Here is a 16,687-nt window from a genome sequence, read left to right as displayed (position 1 = left end):
GGGAGGACTTAAGGTGCCGCCCGTGCGAGATCGCGTGCGGGTCGTGGTGCAGGGGAAGGGCCGGCGGACGTGGCATGCGCGTCGGGTCGGTCTCGCGGGTGTGCTGTGGGCGGCGGGTGAACTGGCCGTCACGGTGGGAGTGGTTGTCCTGTTGCTGGTGGTGCATCAGGTGTGGTGGACCAATCGGCAGGCCCTGACCGCGGCACACGAGCGGGTCGCGGAGCTGGAGGGGGAGTGGGGTGCCCCCGGGGCGAGTTCCGGGTCCACCGGCGCAACCGACGACGATCCGGTGTCCGACGACCCTGCGGCCGATGAGGATTCCGCCGTCCAGGGCGGGGGCGATGGGGGCGATGGGACCTCCCGGGCTCCTCGATCCGGCTCCGGCCCGGGTTCCGGCTCCGCCGCCAAGCCGCCGCCGCAGGAGGGTGCGTACGGGGTCCTGCGGATCCCTCGCCTCGGTGTGGTCGTGCCCGTCGCCCAGGGGGTCGACAAGCGGTCCGTCCTGGACAAGGGGTACGCCGGGCACTACGTGGGGACCGCGCAGCCCGGGGCGGAGGGGAACTTCGCGCTCGCCGGGCACCGCAACACGCACGGGGAGCCCTTCCGCTACATCAACCGGCTGAAGGCGGGCGACGAGCTGATCGTCGATGTGAAGGGGCGCAGGTACGTGTACGTCGTGGGGAAGACGCTGGGGCAGACGACCGAGCACGACACCGGGGTGATCGCGCCGGTCCCGCGCAGCACCGTCGATCCGGAGGCCGGCTACAGCGAGCCCGGCGCGTACATCACGCTCACCACCTGCACGCCCGAGTACACCTCCAAGTACCGGCTCGTGGTGTGGGGGACGCTCAAGCGCTGACGGGCGGCAGCAGATATTGCGCATGCGCGCCTTAGTGTGGGGCGGTGCGTGTGAAATGGGTGAAACGTCCGCAGTTGCTGTGGCTGGCCGTGCCGTTCGTGATGTTCGTCGGGGCGCTGCCCTTCGTGAACCGGGTGGAGCCGGCGCCCGGCGGCGTACCGTTCCTGCTCCTCTGGTTCAGCGGGTCGACCCTGGTGACCCCGCTCGCCGTCTGGCTGACCTGGCGCGGTGATCACCGGTGAGCGCGGCGGCCGTTGCGACCTCCGTCTTCGCCGTGTCCATGGTGGCGACCGTCGCGCTGGGGCTGCTCGCGGTGCGCGGGCGCGGCGGGGGCGGCGGCGGGCTCGCCGAGTGGTCGGTGGGCGGGCGCTCGCTGGGGACCGTCTTCATCTGGGTCCTGATGGCGGGAGAGGGGTACACGAGCTTCAGCTATCTCGGCGCGGCCGGCTGGGGCTACAACTACGGCGCTCCCGTGATGTACGTGGTCGCGTACATGTCCTGCGGGTACGCGATCGGGTACGTGGTCGGGCCCGTGCTGTGGGACTACGCGCGCCGCCACGGCCTCGTCGGCATCACCGACATGGTGGCCCACCGCTACGGGCGCCCCTGGCTGGGCGCGGCCGTCGCGGTCCTGGCCACCGTCTTCCTGCTCCCCTACATCCAGCTCCAGATCACCGGTATGGGCGTGGTGGTCTCGACCGTGACGTACGGGACGGTGTCCCTGGAGTGGGCCTACTTCATCGCCTTCGCCGTCACCACCGGCTTCGTCGTCGTCAGCGGACTGCGCGGCAGCGCGTGGGTGTCGGTGCTCAAGGACGTGCTGGTCATCGCCACGCTCGCCTTCCTCGCGGTGTACGTGCCCCTGCACTGGTTCGGCGGCTACGGGGAACTCTTCGACCGGCTCGCGGCCGAGCGGCCGCAGTGGCTGACGCTCCCGGGCGCCGGGAGCGGCGAGGGCGGGCGCGGGGAGCTGGGGGTGGCGTGGTTCGCGTCCACCTCCGTGCTGAACGCGCTGACCGTGGTCATCTTCCCGACCACCGTGGCCGGGTACCTGGGCGCGCGCAACGCCGACGCGCTGCGCCGCAACGCGATCCTGCTGCCCGCTTACAACGTTCTGCTGTTCGTGCCGATGCTGCTGGGCATGGCCGCGCTGTTCGTCGTACCGGGGCTGGCGGGCGCCGATTCCAACCTCGCGCTGTTCAAGCTGGTCGTGGACTCGCTGCCGGCGTGGGCGGTGGGGGTGATCGGGGTGGCGGCGGCGCTGTCGTCGATCGTGCCGATGGCGGTGTTCATGCTGGTCATCGGGACGATGTGGGGGCGCAGCGTGCTCTCGCTCGTGCCGCGTTGGAGCTCGGGCGAGCGGCAGAAACTCGCCTCGCAGCTGGTGGTCGTCGCGGCCGGGACGATCGCGCTGGTGATGACGTACACCGCGCCGAACACCCTGGTGAGGCTCTCGCTCATCTCCTACGAGGGCATGGCGCAACTGGTACCGATGCTGCTGTTGGGGCTGGTGTGGCGCAGGTTCACGCTGACTGCCGCGGTGAGCGGGCTGGTGGCGGGCGTCGGGGTCGTCTGCGGGCTGGTCTTCACGGGCAACGACCCGGTGTGGGGCGTGAATGCGGGCATGGTCGCGCTCGGTGTGAACCTGGCGGTGGCGCTGGGGGTGACCTGGTTCGGTCCGCGGGAAGTGGGGGATCGGCGGCCGGACGAGGAGGTGCTCGCCCGTGATCCACAGCCCCTGCGGGTTGTGGGCACGCGGGGTTAGTATCGGTGTCGAGTACCGAATGTCGTACGGGAGTTCGTGCGCGGGAGCTGGAGGGGGGTGGTTCGCATGGCCGGGCACAGCAGTCTTCGCCACATGCTGTTGCCGCTGCCCGCACCGCTGTTGCCCGCGCGGCTACTTCCGACCCGGCTGCTGGCCGCCCGCCTGGTGGCCGTGCTGCTGCCGCTCGTGCTGCTCGGCGGATTCCTCGGGCTGTTCGCCGGTGAGGGCGGGCTCGGGGCGGTGGTGGTCGTCCTCACCGCCACCCTGGCCGTGGGCGCCTCGGCTCTGGCCGCCCGGCTGGTCCGGGCCGTGCCGCCGCACCGAATACGTACCGCGATCCGTGATCGCGAGGAGCGCACGGCATTCCTGCCGCAGCGCGACCCCGATGCCTCGGGCCGGTCGCGGCCCAGGGCGCCCGGCCGTCTGGTCCCGACGGCCGCGTAGGGGCGCAGCTCCTTCCGATCCCTCCGATCCTTCCGATCACTGAATCAGTGATCGGTGATCGCTGATCACCGTTGTCGCCCCTCGCGGGTCGTCACGCCGAAATGCATGTCTTTCGACGTTCGACGAGACCCCTCGGAGGGCCCACGTGTCCGTATTCACTCATCTTGTTGCCCTGCTGGGCCGGCTCCTGGAGCCGGTACTGGCCGAGTCCGCGACCGCTGCCGCGATCGTGCTGTTCACCGTCCTCGTGCGGCTCGCGCTGCACCCGCTCAGCCGGGCAGCCTTCCGCGGGGCGACCCCGGCGGCCGGCTGCCTGCCGGTCCTGCTCCAGCTGCCGGTGTTCTTCGTGATGTACCGGGCCTTCTCTTCGGCGGAGATCGGCGGGGCCGCCAACGAGCTGCTCGGTCACCGGCTGCTCGCCGCCCCGCTGGGCGGCCGATGGACGGACGCCCTCGGGGAGGGCGGCCCGTTCGGGGCGCAGGGGCTGGTGTTCCTCGGGCTGTTCGCCGCCATTGCGGCGGTGGCCGCGTGGAGCGCGGTCCGCGGGCGCAGGGCCGCGGCGCTGACGGCTGCTGCGGCGGCGGTGGCCGCCGCCGAGGCGGGCGCCAAGGGCGAGAGCAAGGCCGCGGGCAAGGCCGCGGGCAAGGGTGCGGGCGCCGGGAAGGCCGGGGGTGAGGCTGCGGTCGTCGGGGTGAGTGCCGAGCAGCAGGAGGTCATGCGCAAGCTGGGCGGCGTACTGCCCCTGCTGTCGTTCGGGACGCTGATCACGGCTGCCGTGGTGCCGCTGGCCGCCGGGCTGTACCTGGTCACCACCACCGCCTGGTCGGTGGCCGAGCGGGCCTGGCTCCAGTACCGCAAGGAGCGGGCCGGACGGGAGATCGCCGGAGGGGTCCGTTCCAGTCTGTGAACAGGGTCTTGCGGATTGGGTCGACATCTTGGAGGATCGACCAATCCTCCGATGGCCGCAACCCATCGTCCGGCCCGGGGCATGCCCATGGGTCGACCACCCACGACCACGGGAGAATGCCCATGAAGCTGCTGCGTGTAGGACCCGTCGGGTCGGAGCGCCCCGCGCTGCTCGACCAGGACGGCATCCTGCGGGATCTGTCCGGCCTGATCACGGATGTGGACGGCGCGCTGCTCGCCGACGACTCCGTGCTGTCCCGAGTACGGGAAGCGGCCGCGGCCGGGGACCTCCCCGTGCTCGACGCCGAAGGTCTGCGCATCGGGTCCGCGGTCGGCCGCATAGGCAAGGTCGTGGGCATCGGCCTGAACTACCACGGGCACGCGGCAGAGGTCGGCGCCGAGGCGCCGGCCGAGCCGATCCTGTTCCTGAAGGCCTCCGACACCGTGGTCGGCCCGGACGACACCGTGCTGATTCCGCGCGAGAGCGTCAAGACGGACTGGGAAGCCGAGCTCGGCGTCGTCATCGGCAGCACCGCCCGCTACCTGGCCTCGGCCGAGGAGGGCCTCGCCCACGTCGGCGGGTACGTGCTGGTCAACGACGTGACGGAGCGCGCGTTCCAGACCGAGCGCGGCGGCACCTGGGACAAGGGCAAGAACTGCGAGACCTTCACGCCGCTCGGCCCCTGGCTGGTCACCGCCGACGAGATCCCGGACCCGCAGGTCCTGGACGTGAAGCTGTGGGTCAACGGCGAGCTCAAGCAGGACGGCCACACCTCGGACCAGATCTTCCCGGTCGGCGAGGTCGTCCGCTACGTCAGCCAGTTCATGACCCTGTACCCGGGCGACGTCCTCGTCACCGGCACCCCGGCCGGTGTGGCCGCGGGCCAGCCGGAGCCGAAGCCGTTCCTGCGGGCCGGTGACGTGGTCGAGGTGGAGATCGAGGGCCTCGGCCGTCAGCGCCAGGAGTTCAAGGACGCGTAGTTCGCGTAGCTCAAGGGGGAGGGGCGGTGCCGTCGTCGACGGCGCCGCCCCTTTCCCGTGGGCCGACCGGAACTACGGCGAAGTCCGACGGCGCCGGTTGACGAGGACCAGGCCGGCGCCCGCCGCGAGCGCGGTGGCGGCGCCGCCCGCGATCCAGCCGTTCTCGGCGCCCGCGCCCGTGCTCGCGAGGTCGCCGGACGCACCGCCCGCCGGGGTCACCTGGTTTCCGGTGCCGGTCCCCGGCGCGGTGCCGTTGTTGTCGACGATCGGCTTGACGCCCTCGTCCTTGCCGTCGCCCTCGCCCTGGCTCCCGTCCTGGCCGCCGTCCGGCTTGCCGGCCGCTTCCTCGGCGGCCTTGTCCTTCGCGCGCGCCACGTGCTGGCCGGTCTCGAGGAATGCGACGCGGTCCTCGGGCGTGCCGAGCATCGCCGCCCGCGCGGCCTTCCTCACCTCGGGTCCGCCGACGCTCGAGATCTGGGCGATCAGGAGCTCGTTGTCCAGGTCGCGCAGCCCGTGCTGGGTGGTCGTGACGAACTCGCGCAGCTGGGCGGGGGAGGGGTTGCTGTCGAGAAGCCTCTGGATGGCCGCCTTCAGGCTCGGTCCCGCGTCCTCCAGCATCCGCAGGATCGCGACCCTGTCGTCGTCCGCGCGGATCGCGTGCTGCTCCGTCTCTACGAACGCGCGGATCTCCTCCCGCGTCCCGTGGCTGAGCAGGTAGTTGACCCGTTCGGTGATGCCCTTGCCCGCGCCGGTCAGCATCCGCAGCATCTCGAACCTGTCGTCCTCCAGGCGGGCCACGTGCTGCCCGTTCTTGAGGAACTCCGTGAGCGCGGCCTGGGTGCCCGCATTGAGGGCCCTTTCGGCTTCGCGCTTCACTCCGACGCCACCGGTGCTGTGGATCCGCAGGACCTTCACCCGGTCGTCCGTGAACTGCTGCTGCGCCCAGACGACCTTCAGGAAGTGCCGCATGTCCGCGGCCGTTCCCTTGAGCGCCTTCTCCGCCGCCGCGCGCACACCCGGGCCGGTCTCCGGGTCCGCGAGGATCGCCTCGATCGCCGCCCGGTCCTCGGCCGCCTGCCCGTCGCCCTCCGAGGCACCGCCGTCCTTCGTACCGGCGCTCTCCGTCGCACCCCGGTCCGGCGCGGAAGGCGCCGGGGGAGCGGAGGGTGACGAGGTGTCGGCGGCGAAGGCCGGAGAGGAGAACAGGACGGCGGGGGCTATTGCCGCGGCGACGACGGCCGACGCGGCCCGGGGCAGCTTCACGGAAGACTTCCTCAATCTTTACACATGTGACGATCTTTCGCTTAAGCAAACCATAGATCGACTCCTGTCCCTATTTGGTCAGTTTTCATCGCGGATCGGACGCGACCGGACGGATCTCCACGACGCCCCCGTCCCTCGACGACCTGTGCGCCGCCTCCAGCACGTCCAGGCAGTGCGCCGCCTCGTGTGCCGTGACCGGGGCGGGTCCGCCGTCGCGCAGTGCCGCGGCCACGGCCGCGTAGTACGCCGGGTAGTCGCCCGGGGTGGTGGCGACCGGGATCCCGCCGCCGGTCAGCGGCGACTCCCCGGAGCCGAGCCGGCCCCACAGGTGCTCGGGCTCCTCGCCCCACGGCCGGTCGGGGTCGCCGGGCCGCAGCCCTTCGCGCAGGGCGCCCTCCTGCGGGTCCAGGCCGTACTTGACGTAGCCCGCGCTGGAACCGAGGACGCGGAACCGCGGCCCCAGCTGGGCGGTGGTCGCGCTGACGTACAGGTGGGAGCGGACCCCGCTCGCGTGGGTGAGGGCGATGAAGGTGTCGTCGTCGGCTTCGGCGCCGGGCCGGCGCACGTCGGCCTCCGCGTAGACCCGTACCGCCGGCCCGAACAGCACCAGCGCCTGGTCCACGACATGGCTGCCGAGGTCGTACAGCAGTCCGCCGATCTCCTCCGGGGCGCCGGACTCCCGCCAGCCCCCCTTGAGTTGCGGACGCCAACGCTCGAAGCGGGACTCGAAGCGCTGGATCTCGCCCAGTTCGCCGTCGGCGAGGAGGCGGCGCAGGGTGAGGAAGTCGTTGTCCCAGCGCCGGTTCTGGAAGACCGACAGGAAGGTCCCCGTCCGGTCGGCGAGCGCGGCCAGCTCGCGGGCCTCGGCGGCGGTGGCGGCGAGCGGCTTGTCCACGACCACCGGGATTCCGGCGGTGAGGGCGGCGGTGGCCAGCGGGACGTGCGTCTTGTTCGGGGAGGCGATGGCGACGAGGTCGGGCGCGGGGTCCTGTGCGAGCAGCTCGTCGGCGGTGGCGGCGATCCGGACGCCCGGGTAGGCCTCGCGCGCCTGGGCCGCGCGACCCGGGTCCGAGGTGACGACGGTGTCCAGGACGAGGCCGTCGGTCGCGGAGACGAGCGGGGCGTGGAAGACGGAACCGGCCAGTCCGTAGCCGATGAGTCCTACGCGGAGCGGGGTGGTGGGAGTGGAGGGGGTGGTGTCGTTCATGGCTCCACTTTGGCAACAGTGTTTCCTAAGTGCAAGGAGGGTGGACAATGGGCAGGTGGACAGGGGTAGCAGGGGCATGGGGAGCGGCGTGAATCTGCCGGCGCTGCGCGGGCACAACGACGCGCTGGTGCTGCACCTGCTGCGCGGAGCCGGCCCCGTCGGGCTCGGCCGCGGCGACCTCGCCGACCGTACGGGGCTCACCCCGCAGGCCGTCGGCAAGATCACGGCACGGCTCCGGGGCGAGGGCCTGGTGGCCGACGCGGGGCGCGAGGCGTCCACCGGCGGCAAACCGCGCACCCTGCTGAGGCTGGTCCGGGAGGCGCGCCACGCGGTCGGGCTGCACCTGGACCGCGACGAGGCCACGGCGGTACGGGTGGACCTGGCGGGCCGAGCCGTCGCCCGGTGGCAGGGCCCGATGGACTTCGGGGCGGGCCCGGACGCGGTGGTGGAGGAGGCGGTACGGGCGGTCGCGCGGGTACGCGGTGACCGGCCGCTCCTCGGCGTCGGCGTGGCCGCGCCCGGGCCGTTGGACTGGCGCAGCGGGGTACTGGGGCGGGTGACGGGATATCCGCAATGGGAGGGGTTCCCGTTGCGGGAGGTACTGGAGGGGCGGCTCGGAATCCCGGTGCGGGTGGACAAGGACACCAACGCGGGCGTGGCCGCAGCCACCCTCCCCGGGGTCGGGTCCGAGGGCGTCGACCCCGAAGGGGCCGTGGCGTACGTACACGTCGGCACCGGACTCGGAGCGGGGCTCCGGCTGCTCGGCGGCGGCGAGGTGTACCGGGGGCGGCGCTCGGCGGCGGGGGAATTCGGACACCAGGTGCTGCGGTTGGACGGCCCACCGTGCCGCTGCGGAGGGTACGGGTGCGCGGAGGTGCTCTGCCTGGACGCGGTGGCGGCCGGCCGGCCGCAGGAGGCGGCCCGGATCGTGGGGGAGGCCGCGGCGAACCTGGTGGCGCTGCTCGACGTGGACCGCGTGCTGCTCGGGGGGCGGGTGGTGGCGGCCACGCCGGAGGTGTTCCTGGAGGGGGTCCGAGCGGTGCTGGCGGCCCGATCCGTGGCCCTGGCCGGCGGCGAGGGCGTACGGGTGGAACTCGCGCGGGTCGGCGTGGCGGAGGGGGCGGCGGAGCTGGTGCTGGCGCCGGTGTTCGGGGGCGGGGTCTGAGCCGTGCCGCGCCCGCACCGGGCCGTGGCTTGCGGTGGCCACCGGGGGCCGTCCCCGCCCGGTCGGCGCGAGGCTGCGGCTGATCGTCCCTGCGGGGCATGTCCCCTACCCACCCTTCCACCGTTCCCCGGGCTGCGCCCGGACCCGACCCGGGCTGCGCCCGACGACCCCCCGGCTCCGCCCCCATCCCCCGCCCCAGCCATCCATCGGCCAAACGGGGGGAATCCCGCACAACCCAGGCGTGCCCCCGCCAGGCGTTCGCGGGCGCGTGGGAGGGTGCGGGCAGGGCCGGGGTGATTGTCGCCTCGTCCGACTATCGTCCTGTTCGTCGGTCCGGTGAGTAGCGAAGGTCTTCCATGCGACTGCGCAAAGCCCTTGCCCTCTCCGCCGTCCTCGTAGCTGTCACCGCGGCCACCGCTCCCACCGCGGTCGCGGACATCGGCACCGGCGGCGGGGCCCGCCCCGCCCCGGCGCTGCCCTCGCGGGTGGAGGCCAGCTGCGGCGACGGGAAGGGCGCGCAGTTCCCCATCGGCGCGCGGATCCGCGGCGGTCCGGCCGTGTACCGCACCGGCGGCGACGCGCAGACCTGGTACCTCGACCTCACCAACACCACCGGCAGCGAGTGCACGGCCATCCACCCCGTCGTTGTGTTCACCGACAAGGCCCGCGCCTTGCGACCGGCGCATTTCCGGATGGAGTTCGACGCCCCCGGCGCGCCCGCCGGCACCCTCCCCGTCAGCCTGGAGCACACCGACCGGGACGAGGTCATCGCGGTCTTCGACGGCGGCGACGCCTTCTCGGGATTCACCGTCGGCCCCGGCGGATCCCTGACCGTCACCGTCCGCCTCGCCTTCGCCCCCAACACCCCGCACGGCGAGGCCGTCGCCGACGCGGCCCTGGTGCAGCGCAAGGGGGACGACGGCGACTGGGTCGGCGAGGCCGGCGGCTACCGCTTCGACGTCCAGGGGCCGGATGCCGAGACGGGCGAAGCCGGAGCGCTGGCCCAGACCGGCCGCAGCCGCGAGGCCTGGACGTACGGCGCCGGAGCCGCGACCGCCCTGGCCGCGGGTGGCGGACTCCTCCTCGGCGCCCGCCGCCTGCGCGCGAAGTCCGCCGGATCCACGCCTTCCTGACCGCGACCCCCGCCCCCCGGGGGACCGGCCCCCGCACGCAGTCCACGTAGAGTCCGAGGGTGGAAGAACCGATCCAGTACGCGCACCACCACCAGCCCGGCCTGCCCGTCCGGTCCGGGATTCCGGAGCACGGGCGCATCCCCAAGTACTACGCCGTCAAGGCCCGCATCGCCGGGCTCCTCGACGAGCTCGGCGAGGGCGGGCTGCTGCCCACCGAACGGGATCTGGCCGAGCAGTACGAGGTCTCCCGCGAGACCGTCCGCCAGGCCCTGCGCGAGCTGCTGCTGGAGGGCCGGCTGCGCCGTTCCGGCCGGGGCACCGTCGTCGCCGGGGCCAAGCTCGAACAGCCGCTGTCGCTGGCGAGTTACACCGAGGGCGTGCGCCGCCAGGGCCGCAGGCCCGGCCGCAATCTGATCGGGCTGGAGCGGTTCCCCTGCCCGCCCGACGTCGCCGCCGGAATCGGCGCCGATCCCGGTGAGCCGGTCTGGCACCTGGAGCGGGTGCTGCTGGCCGACGACGAACGGGTCGGGCTGGAGAGCACGTACCTCCGGGTCTCCCGCGCACCCCGCCTCGACATCGATTTCCAGCCGGACTCCTCCTTCTACGGATACCTCCGCGACAGCCTCGGCATCTCCTTCGGCGATGCGGACGAGAAGCTGGAAACGGTCCTCGCCACCCCGCGCGAGGCCCTGCTGATCGGTACTCCGCCGGCGCTTCCGATGCTGCTCATCCACCGTTTCTCGCGGGACCAGGACGGCCGGCCGCTGGAGCGGGTGCGTTCGCTCTACCGTGGCGACCGGTTCAGCTTCACGACCCACCTGCGGCCCGAGTAGTCCCCGTCAATCCCGCCAACTCGCCCCAAAGAGGGCGCGCTCAGATCACGTAATGATAACGGGTCTAGTCCAAGAGTCGAGGGCTGTTCACCGGGAGGTCGCCCGCCGGATCCTCCCGGGTCACGCTCCGCCGACACCGTGGACGACGTGAGAGTCATAGTCGTCGGAGGCGGCGTGGTAGGCACCATGCACGCCTGGCAAGCAGTCGAACGCGGCCACGAGGTCGTCCAGATCGAGCGAGAGGCCGAGGCCCGGGGCGCGTCACTGCGCAATTTCGGCCAGATATGGGTCAGCGGGCGGGCCGGGGGCGAGGAGCTCGACACCGCCCTGCGGGCCCGCGAGCTCTGGGAGGGGATCGGCGAGCGGGTGCCCGGCCTGGGCTTCCGCGCCATCGGCTCCCTGACCCCGGTGCGCAACGCCCGCGAGCACGCGGTCGCCGAGGCGGCCGTCGCCCGCCCCGACGCCGCCGCCCGCGGCTACAAACTGGTCACCGCCGCCGAGGCCCGGGCGATCAACCCGGCCCTGCGCGGCGCGTTCGAGGCCGCCCTGTGGTGCGAGCGGGACGCGGCCGTCGAACCGCGCACCGCCCAGCTCCACCTGCGCGAGGCCCTCAAGGCCTCCGGCCGCTACACCTTCCTGCCCGGACGGGAGGTCCGCGACGTCCTGGAAGACGCAGCCGGCCCCGCCGTCCGCGACGACCACGGTGACGTCCACCGCGGCGACGTCGTCGTCCTCGCCACCGGCGCCTGGCTGTCCGGCCTGGTCCGCGAACTGGCCCCCGAACTGCCCGTGCGCCGCGTCCGCCTCCAGATGATGCAGACGGCCCCCCTCGGCGAGTCCCTGACCACCTCGGTCGCCGACGCCGACAGCTTCCGCTACTACCCCGCCTACCGGAGCGCGGCCCTCGACGAGCTCAACGCCGAGCAGGCCCAGGCGCCGATCGCCGCCGCGCACAAGATGCAGCTGCTGATGGTCCAGCGCAAGGACGGCGGACTGACCATCGGCGACACCCACGAGTACAAGCACCCCTTCGCGTTCGACACCCTCGAAGACCCCTACGAGCACCTCACCGAGGTGGTCGAGTCCTTCCTGGGCCGCCCGCTGCCCAAGATCCAGCACCGCTGGGCGGGCGTGTACGCGCAGTGCACCGACACCACCCGCGTCGTCCACCGCCAGCAGGTGCGCGATGGCGTCTGGCTGGTGACCGGACCCGGCGGCCGGGGCATGACCTGCTCGCCCGCCATAGCCGAGACCACCGCGAACGAACTGGGCTGGTAAGCGAAATGACCGACAACACCCCCCACGCGACGACCCCCCACACCGACGCCCCGACCCACCGGCTGGTCGTCCTCGACATGGCCGGCACCACCGTCGCCGACGGCGGCCTCGTCGAGCGCGCCTTCGAGCGCGCCGCCGAGCGGCTCGGCGTCGAGCCCGGCAGCGCCGACCACGACGCGAAGCTCCAGTACGTCCGCGACACCATGGGCGAGTCGAAGATCTCCGTCTTCCGCCACCTCTTCGGCACCGAAGAGCTCGCCCAGCGCGCCAACTCGGCCTTCGAAGAGGCCTACGGCGAGCTCGTGGACGGCGGCCTCATCGCCCCGATCCCGGGTGCCCGCGAGGCCATCGAGAAGCTCCGTGCCGACGGCCGCACCGTGGTCCTGACCACGGGGTTCGCCCGCGTCACCCAGGACGCCATCCTCGACGCGCTGGGCTGGCAGGGCCTCGCCGACCTCACCCTGTGCCCCGCCGACGCGGGCGGCCGCGGCCGACCCTACCCGGACATGGTGCTGGCCGCCTTCCTGCGCACGGGCGCCGTGGACGGCGTACGGGAGATCGTGGTCGTCGGCGACACCGCGTACGACATGCTCAGCGGGGTCCGCTCCGGCGCCGGGATCGTGGCCGGTGTCCTCACCGGCGCCCACGACCGCGCGGCCCTCACCGGGCACGGCGCGACCCACGTCCTGGCCTCCGTCGCCGAACTTCCCTCGGTCCTGGCCGAGCAGGAGCGGGAGTCCGGCGCGTGAGCGGCATCCGCTTCGACGCGGTCTCGGTCGCCTACGGCGGCAACACCGTCCTGGACCGGCTCGACCTGACCGTCGAACCGGGCGAGGTCATGGCGCTGCTCGGCCCTTCCGGCTCGGGCAAGACCACGGCGCTGCGCGCGGTCGCCGGTTTCGTGCGGCCCGCCTCGGGCCGGGTGCTGATCGGCGGCCGGGACGTCACCGCGCTGCCGCCCCACAAGCGCGGCATCGGCATGGTCGTCCAGCAGTACGCGCTCTTCCCGCACATGCGGGTCGCCGACAACGTCGCCTTCGGCCTGCGGGCGCAGAAGGCGCCCAAGGCCGAGATCCCCGGCCGGGTCGCCGAGGCGCTGGAGATGACCGGGATGGCGGCCTACGCCAGGCGCTATCCGCGCGAGCTCTCCGGCGGCCAGCAGCAGCGCGTGGCCATCGCCCGCGCGCTCGCCATCCGTCCCGGGGTGCTGCTGCTGGACGAGCCGCTGTCCGCGCTCGACGCGCAGCTGCGCTCCGGGATGCTGGCCGAACTGGCCCGGCTCCACCGCGAACTGCCCGAAGTATCGATTCTCTACGTCACCCACGACCAGGTCGAAGCGCTGACCCTGGCCGACCGGATCGCGGTCATGGACCAGGCCCGTCTCCAGGACTGCGGCACCCCGCAGGAGCTGTACCGGGCCCCGCGCACCGAGTTCACCGCCTCCTTCGTCGGCAACGCCAACCTGCTGCCGGTCACCGTGGCCGACGGCGGCGCGCTGTTCGCCGGGCACCCGCTCGCCCTCGACCCGGGCCCCGCGGCCGTGGGCGCCAGCGCGACCCTGTGCGTACGCCCGCACCTGCTCGGTCTCGGCGCCGGACCCAACGCCCTGTCCGGCACGATCACCGAGGTCCAGTGGCGCGGCTCCACGCACCGCCTCTACGTCGACATCGAGGGCCACCGCGTCAAGGCGGACCTGCCCGAACTCCGCGAGACCCCGGCCCTGGGCGACCACGTCACCCTGCACTTCGAGCCGAGGGACGCGGTCCTGCTGTCCGCGGGGGTATCCGATGGCTGACCACCCGGCAACGGCCCACCGCCCCCCGGATCCGACAGCCGAACCCGAGGCTGTCTCCGTTCCCCACCAGCCGGTACGAAGCCCTGCCCCGGGCGAGCCCGAACCCCCGGCCGCAGCCCCCGGCGGCACTGCGGCCCAGGCCGCCGGCACGCCCCGTACCGTGCCCGGCTGGCTGTGGGCGGTGCCTCCCGTGGCCGTGCTCGCCGCCGTCTTCCTCTACCCCCTCGCGCTGGTCGTCCAGCAGTCGCTCAGCCCCGAGAACGGCGGCGGGGCCTTCGACGCCTACGCCAAGGTCTTCGCCTCGCACTCCTTCCGCGAAGCCCTCGGCACCACGGTGTGGCTGGCCGTCGGCGCCACCATCGGCTGCCTGGTCCTCGGCTTCGCGCTCGCGCTGGTCATCGCCTTCGTCCCCTTCCCCGGGGCGCGCGCCGTGGCCAAGTTCATCGACGTCTTCCTCTCCTTCCCCTCCTTCCTCATCACCCTCGCCCTCCTCTTCGTCTACGGCACGGTGGGCATGGCCAACGGGCTGTGGACCGACGTCTTCGGAGTCTCGGACGGGCCCTTCCACTTCCTGGCCACCCCCTGGGGGGTCCTCCTCGCGGAGATCACCTACTTCACCCCCTTCGTGATGCGCCCGCTGCTGGCCTCCTTCTCCCAGCTGGACACCGCACAGCTGGAGGTGGCCTCCTCGCTCGGCGCCAGGCCCGCCCGGATCGTCCGGCGGGTGATCCTCCCCGAGTCCCTCCCGGCGCTCGCCGCCGGCGGCAGCCTCGTCCTGGTCATGTGCCTCAACGAGTTCGGGATCGTCCTGTTCACCGGAGCCAAGGACGTCACCACGCTCCCGATGCTCATCTACGGCAAGGCGATCCTCGAATCCGACTACTCGGCCGCCTGCGTGGTGGCCGTCGTCAACATCGCGATCTCCGTCGGCCTGTTCGGCCTCTACCGGGTGGTGAGCAAGCGTGCTGGTGCATAGCAGAAGCGGCCGCTGGGCCGCCTGGAGCCTCTTCGGACTCCTCTTCCTGCCGCTCTTCGCGCTGCCGCTGCTCGTGGTGGTGGCCGCCTCCTTCTCGACCCACTGGTCCGGCGCCTTCCCCTCCGGCCCGACCACCGGGAACTACGCCGCAGCCGTCCGCGGCGAATCCCTCCAGGCCCTGACCACCTCGCTGGTCACCGCCCTGGTCGCCAGCCTGCTCGCGCTCACCGTCGGCACCTGGGCGGCGCTCGCCGCCGCGGGGCTGCGCCGGCGCGGCAAGCGGTCCCTGGACGCGCTGTTCATGCTGCCCGTCGCCGTGCCGTCCGTGGTCGTCGGCCTCGCCGTGCTCGTCGCCTTCAGCAAGCCCCCGCTGCTGCTCAACGGCACCAGTTCGATCGTGATCCTGGCGCACACGATTCTTGTCACGGCGTTTGCCTACCAGTCGGTTTCGGCTGCCATCGTGCGTCTCGATCCCGCGTACGAACAGGCGGCGGCCTCCTTGGGCGCCCGCCCCGGGTACGTGCTGTGGCGGGTCAAGCTCCCCCTCCTGCTGCCGTCGCTCACCGCGGCCGCCGGACTCTGCTTCGCCCTGTCCATGGGCGAGCTGAGCGCCACGATGATGCTCTACCCGCCGGACTGGATGCCCCTCCCGGTCCGGATCTTCACCGCCACCGACCGCGGTTCGCTCTTCAGCGGCTCCGCCGTCGCCGTGGTCCTGATGGCCGCCACCCTGCTGGTCCTCCTGGCCGTCTCACGTGTCCGCACCAAGGCCGCGTACCGCTGAGCCGCACCTCTGCACCCCTGCCGCACCACCCCGCTGAATTCCTGCTGACTCCCTTTCCCCGTGAGGAAGTTCCATGCCCAGCAACAAGTACCTGCGCGTCACCGCGGCCGTCACCGGCGCTCTCGCCCTCGCCGCCGGCCTCACCGCGTGCGGCGGCTCCTCCTCCGCCGACTCCAAGGACGGCGGCGGCGAGAAGATCGTCACCGTCTACAGCGCCGACGGCCTCAAGAGCGAGAAGGGCGACGGCTGGTACGACAAGGTCTTCGCCGAGTTCACGAAGAAGACCGGCATCGAGGTCAAGTACGTGGAGGGCGGCTCGGGCGAGATGGTGCAGCGCGCCGTCCGCGAGAAGACCAACACGCAGGCCGACCTGCTGATCACCCTGCCCCCCTTCATCCAGCAGGCCGACGGCAAGGGCCTGCTCCAGGCCTACACCCCGCAGGGCGCCGACAAGGTCAACGGCGCCGACAAGGCCGCCGACGGCAAGTGGACCTCGGTCGTCAACAACTACTTCGGCTTCGTCTACAACAAGAAGGAGCTCGCCGAGGCCCCCAAGACCTGGGAAGAGCTGCTGGACCCCAAGTACAAGGGCAAGCTGCAGTACTCCACCCCGGGCGTCGCGGGCGACGGCACCGCCGTGCTCATCAAGGCGATGCACGACTTCGGCGGCAAGGAGCCGGGATGCGAGTACCTGAAGAAGCTCCAGGCCAACAACGTCGGCCCGTCCTCCTCCACTTCCAAGCTCGCGCCCAAGACCGACAAGGGTGAGCTGCTCGTCGCCAACGGCGACGTCCAGATGAACTTCGCGCAGTCCAAGTCCATGCCGAACCTGGGCATCTGGTTCCCGGCCAAGGACGGCGGCAAGCCCACCACCTTCGCCCTGCCGTACGCGGCCGGCCTGGTCGACAAGGCCCCGCACACCGAGAACGGCAAGAAGCTCCTCGACTACATGCTGAGCGAGGACGCCCAGAAGCTGGTCAGCTCGGTCGGCGGCGGCTTCCCGGCCCGCACGGACGTCAAGCCCACCGACGCCAACGCCGTCGAACTCACCAAGATCCTGACCGGTGTCGAGATCTTCGAGCCGGACTGGACCGACATCGACAAGAACCTCACCGGCTACGTCGACGCGTGGAAGTCGGCGACCGGAAGCTGACCGGCAGCCGACTGGTCGCCTCCCGGTCATCCACGACCGGGATAGTGACGCTTGCATAACGGGTCTGGACCGAAGGCCGCACTTTCGGTCCTTCGCTCCTTCGGTCCGGACCCGAGGCCTGTCCCCCTGAGTCCTCTCCCACGAT

17 protein-coding genes are annotated in these 16,687 nt (G+C 72.3%); 15 read left to right on the top strand and 2 right to left on the bottom strand.

Features of this window, described 5'->3' with window-relative positions:
• Window positions 1-22 precede the first annotated feature (22 nt).
• From OG490_RS13685 to OG490_RS13660, 6 genes are all read left to right on the top strand, one after another.
• Window positions 23-859, top strand: a complete 837-nt coding sequence (locus OG490_RS13685) for a class E sortase (RefSeq protein ID WP_330296564.1) — start codon at window positions 23-25, stop codon at window positions 857-859.
• Between the two features lie 44 nt (window positions 860-903).
• Entirely contained in the window at window positions 904-1,101 is a 198-nt protein-coding gene (locus OG490_RS13680; protein ID WP_330296563.1) for a DUF3311 domain-containing protein, read from the top strand.
• 38 nt (window positions 1,102-1,139) lie between these two features.
• Window positions 1,140-2,624, top strand: coding sequence for a sodium:solute symporter family protein (locus OG490_RS13675; protein ID WP_330300911.1), 1,485 nt, complete (start codon window positions 1,140-1,142; stop codon window positions 2,622-2,624).
• Window positions 2,625-2,717: 93 nt separating this feature from the next.
• Complete coding sequence (locus OG490_RS13670; protein WP_330296562.1) at window positions 2,718-3,068, top strand: DUF6412 domain-containing protein; 351 nt, start codon at window positions 2,718-2,720, stop codon at window positions 3,066-3,068.
• A 145-nt stretch (window positions 3,069-3,213) separates the two neighbouring features.
• The gene (locus OG490_RS13665) at window positions 3,214-3,975 is read left to right on the top strand and encodes a YidC/Oxa1 family membrane protein insertase (protein WP_330296561.1); all 762 of its coding nucleotides are present in this window, start codon (window positions 3,214-3,216) and stop codon (window positions 3,973-3,975) included.
• A gap of 122 nt (window positions 3,976-4,097) precedes the next feature.
• Entirely contained in the window at window positions 4,098-4,955 is an 858-nt protein-coding gene (locus tag OG490_RS13660) for a fumarylacetoacetate hydrolase family protein (protein ID WP_330296560.1), read from the top strand.
• 72 nt (window positions 4,956-5,027) lie between these two features.
• Here OG490_RS13660 and OG490_RS13655 read toward each other — a convergent pair whose 3' ends face one another.
• Together OG490_RS13655 and OG490_RS13650 are read right to left on the bottom strand one after the other, a co-directional pair.
• A complete protein-coding gene (locus OG490_RS13655) occupies window positions 5,028-6,218 on the bottom strand; it encodes an ALF repeat-containing protein (RefSeq protein ID WP_330296559.1) in 1,191 nt (396 codons plus the stop codon).
• Window positions 6,219-6,303: 85 nt separating this feature from the next.
• Window positions 6,304-7,425 carry a Gfo/Idh/MocA family oxidoreductase gene (locus OG490_RS13650; protein WP_330296558.1) on the bottom strand — a complete coding sequence of 374 codons (1,122 nt, stop codon included), beginning with the start codon at window positions 7,423-7,425 and terminating at the stop codon, window positions 6,304-6,306.
• A 76-nt stretch (window positions 7,426-7,501) separates the two neighbouring features.
• Between OG490_RS13650 and OG490_RS13645 the strand changes: the two genes are divergently transcribed.
• The 9 genes from OG490_RS13645 (at window position 7,502) to OG490_RS13605 (ending at window position 16,542) form a co-directional block, all read left to right on the top strand.
• Window positions 7,502-8,590 carry an ROK family transcriptional regulator gene (locus OG490_RS13645; protein ID WP_330296557.1) on the top strand — a complete coding sequence of 363 codons (1,089 nt, stop codon included), beginning with the start codon at window positions 7,502-7,504 and terminating at the stop codon, window positions 8,588-8,590.
• Window positions 8,591-8,946: 356 nt separating this feature from the next.
• Window positions 8,947-9,723, top strand: a complete 777-nt coding sequence (locus OG490_RS13640; RefSeq protein WP_330296556.1) for a hypothetical protein — start codon at window positions 8,947-8,949, stop codon at window positions 9,721-9,723.
• 59 nt (window positions 9,724-9,782) lie between these two features.
• The gene (locus tag OG490_RS13635; RefSeq protein WP_330296555.1) at window positions 9,783-10,556 is read left to right on the top strand and encodes a GntR family transcriptional regulator; all 774 of its coding nucleotides are present in this window, start codon (window positions 9,783-9,785) and stop codon (window positions 10,554-10,556) included.
• Window positions 10,557-10,703: 147 nt separating this feature from the next.
• Window positions 10,704-11,834, top strand: a complete 1,131-nt coding sequence (locus OG490_RS13630; RefSeq protein ID WP_330296554.1) for a TIGR03364 family FAD-dependent oxidoreductase — start codon at window positions 10,704-10,706, stop codon at window positions 11,832-11,834.
• Between the two features lie 5 nt (window positions 11,835-11,839).
• Window positions 11,840-12,583: a phosphonatase-like hydrolase gene (locus tag OG490_RS13625; protein WP_330296553.1), complete on the top strand. Its 744-nt coding sequence runs from the start codon at window positions 11,840-11,842 to the stop codon at window positions 12,581-12,583.
• Window positions 12,580-13,629, top strand: coding sequence for an ABC transporter ATP-binding protein (locus OG490_RS13620; RefSeq protein WP_330296552.1), 1,050 nt, complete (start codon window positions 12,580-12,582; stop codon window positions 13,627-13,629). Before OG490_RS13625 ends, OG490_RS13620 begins: the two co-directional genes overlap by 4 nt.
• Before the next feature lie 160 nt (window positions 13,630-13,789).
• Window positions 13,790-14,605: a 2-aminoethylphosphonate ABC transporter permease subunit gene (locus OG490_RS13615; protein WP_330296551.1), complete on the top strand. Its 816-nt coding sequence runs from the start codon at window positions 13,790-13,792 to the stop codon at window positions 14,603-14,605.
• Window positions 14,592-15,389, top strand: a complete 798-nt coding sequence (locus tag OG490_RS13610) for an ABC transporter permease (protein ID WP_330296550.1) — start codon at window positions 14,592-14,594, stop codon at window positions 15,387-15,389. The genes OG490_RS13615 and OG490_RS13610 overlap by 14 nt, the downstream gene beginning before the upstream one ends.
• Window positions 15,390-15,462: 73 nt before the next feature.
• The gene (locus OG490_RS13605; protein ID WP_330296549.1) at window positions 15,463-16,542 is read left to right on the top strand and encodes a 2-aminoethylphosphonate ABC transporter substrate-binding protein; all 1,080 of its coding nucleotides are present in this window, start codon (window positions 15,463-15,465) and stop codon (window positions 16,540-16,542) included.
• Window positions 16,543-16,687: the final 145 nt, after the last annotated feature.

It is taken from the genome of Streptomyces sp. NBC_00503 (genome assembly GCF_036346895.1).
Lineage (GTDB): Bacteria > Actinomycetota > Actinomycetes > Streptomycetales > Streptomycetaceae > Streptomyces.
The sequence above is the reverse complement of the archived record's forward strand: the minus strand, read 5'-3'. Positions and strand labels throughout refer to the sequence as shown.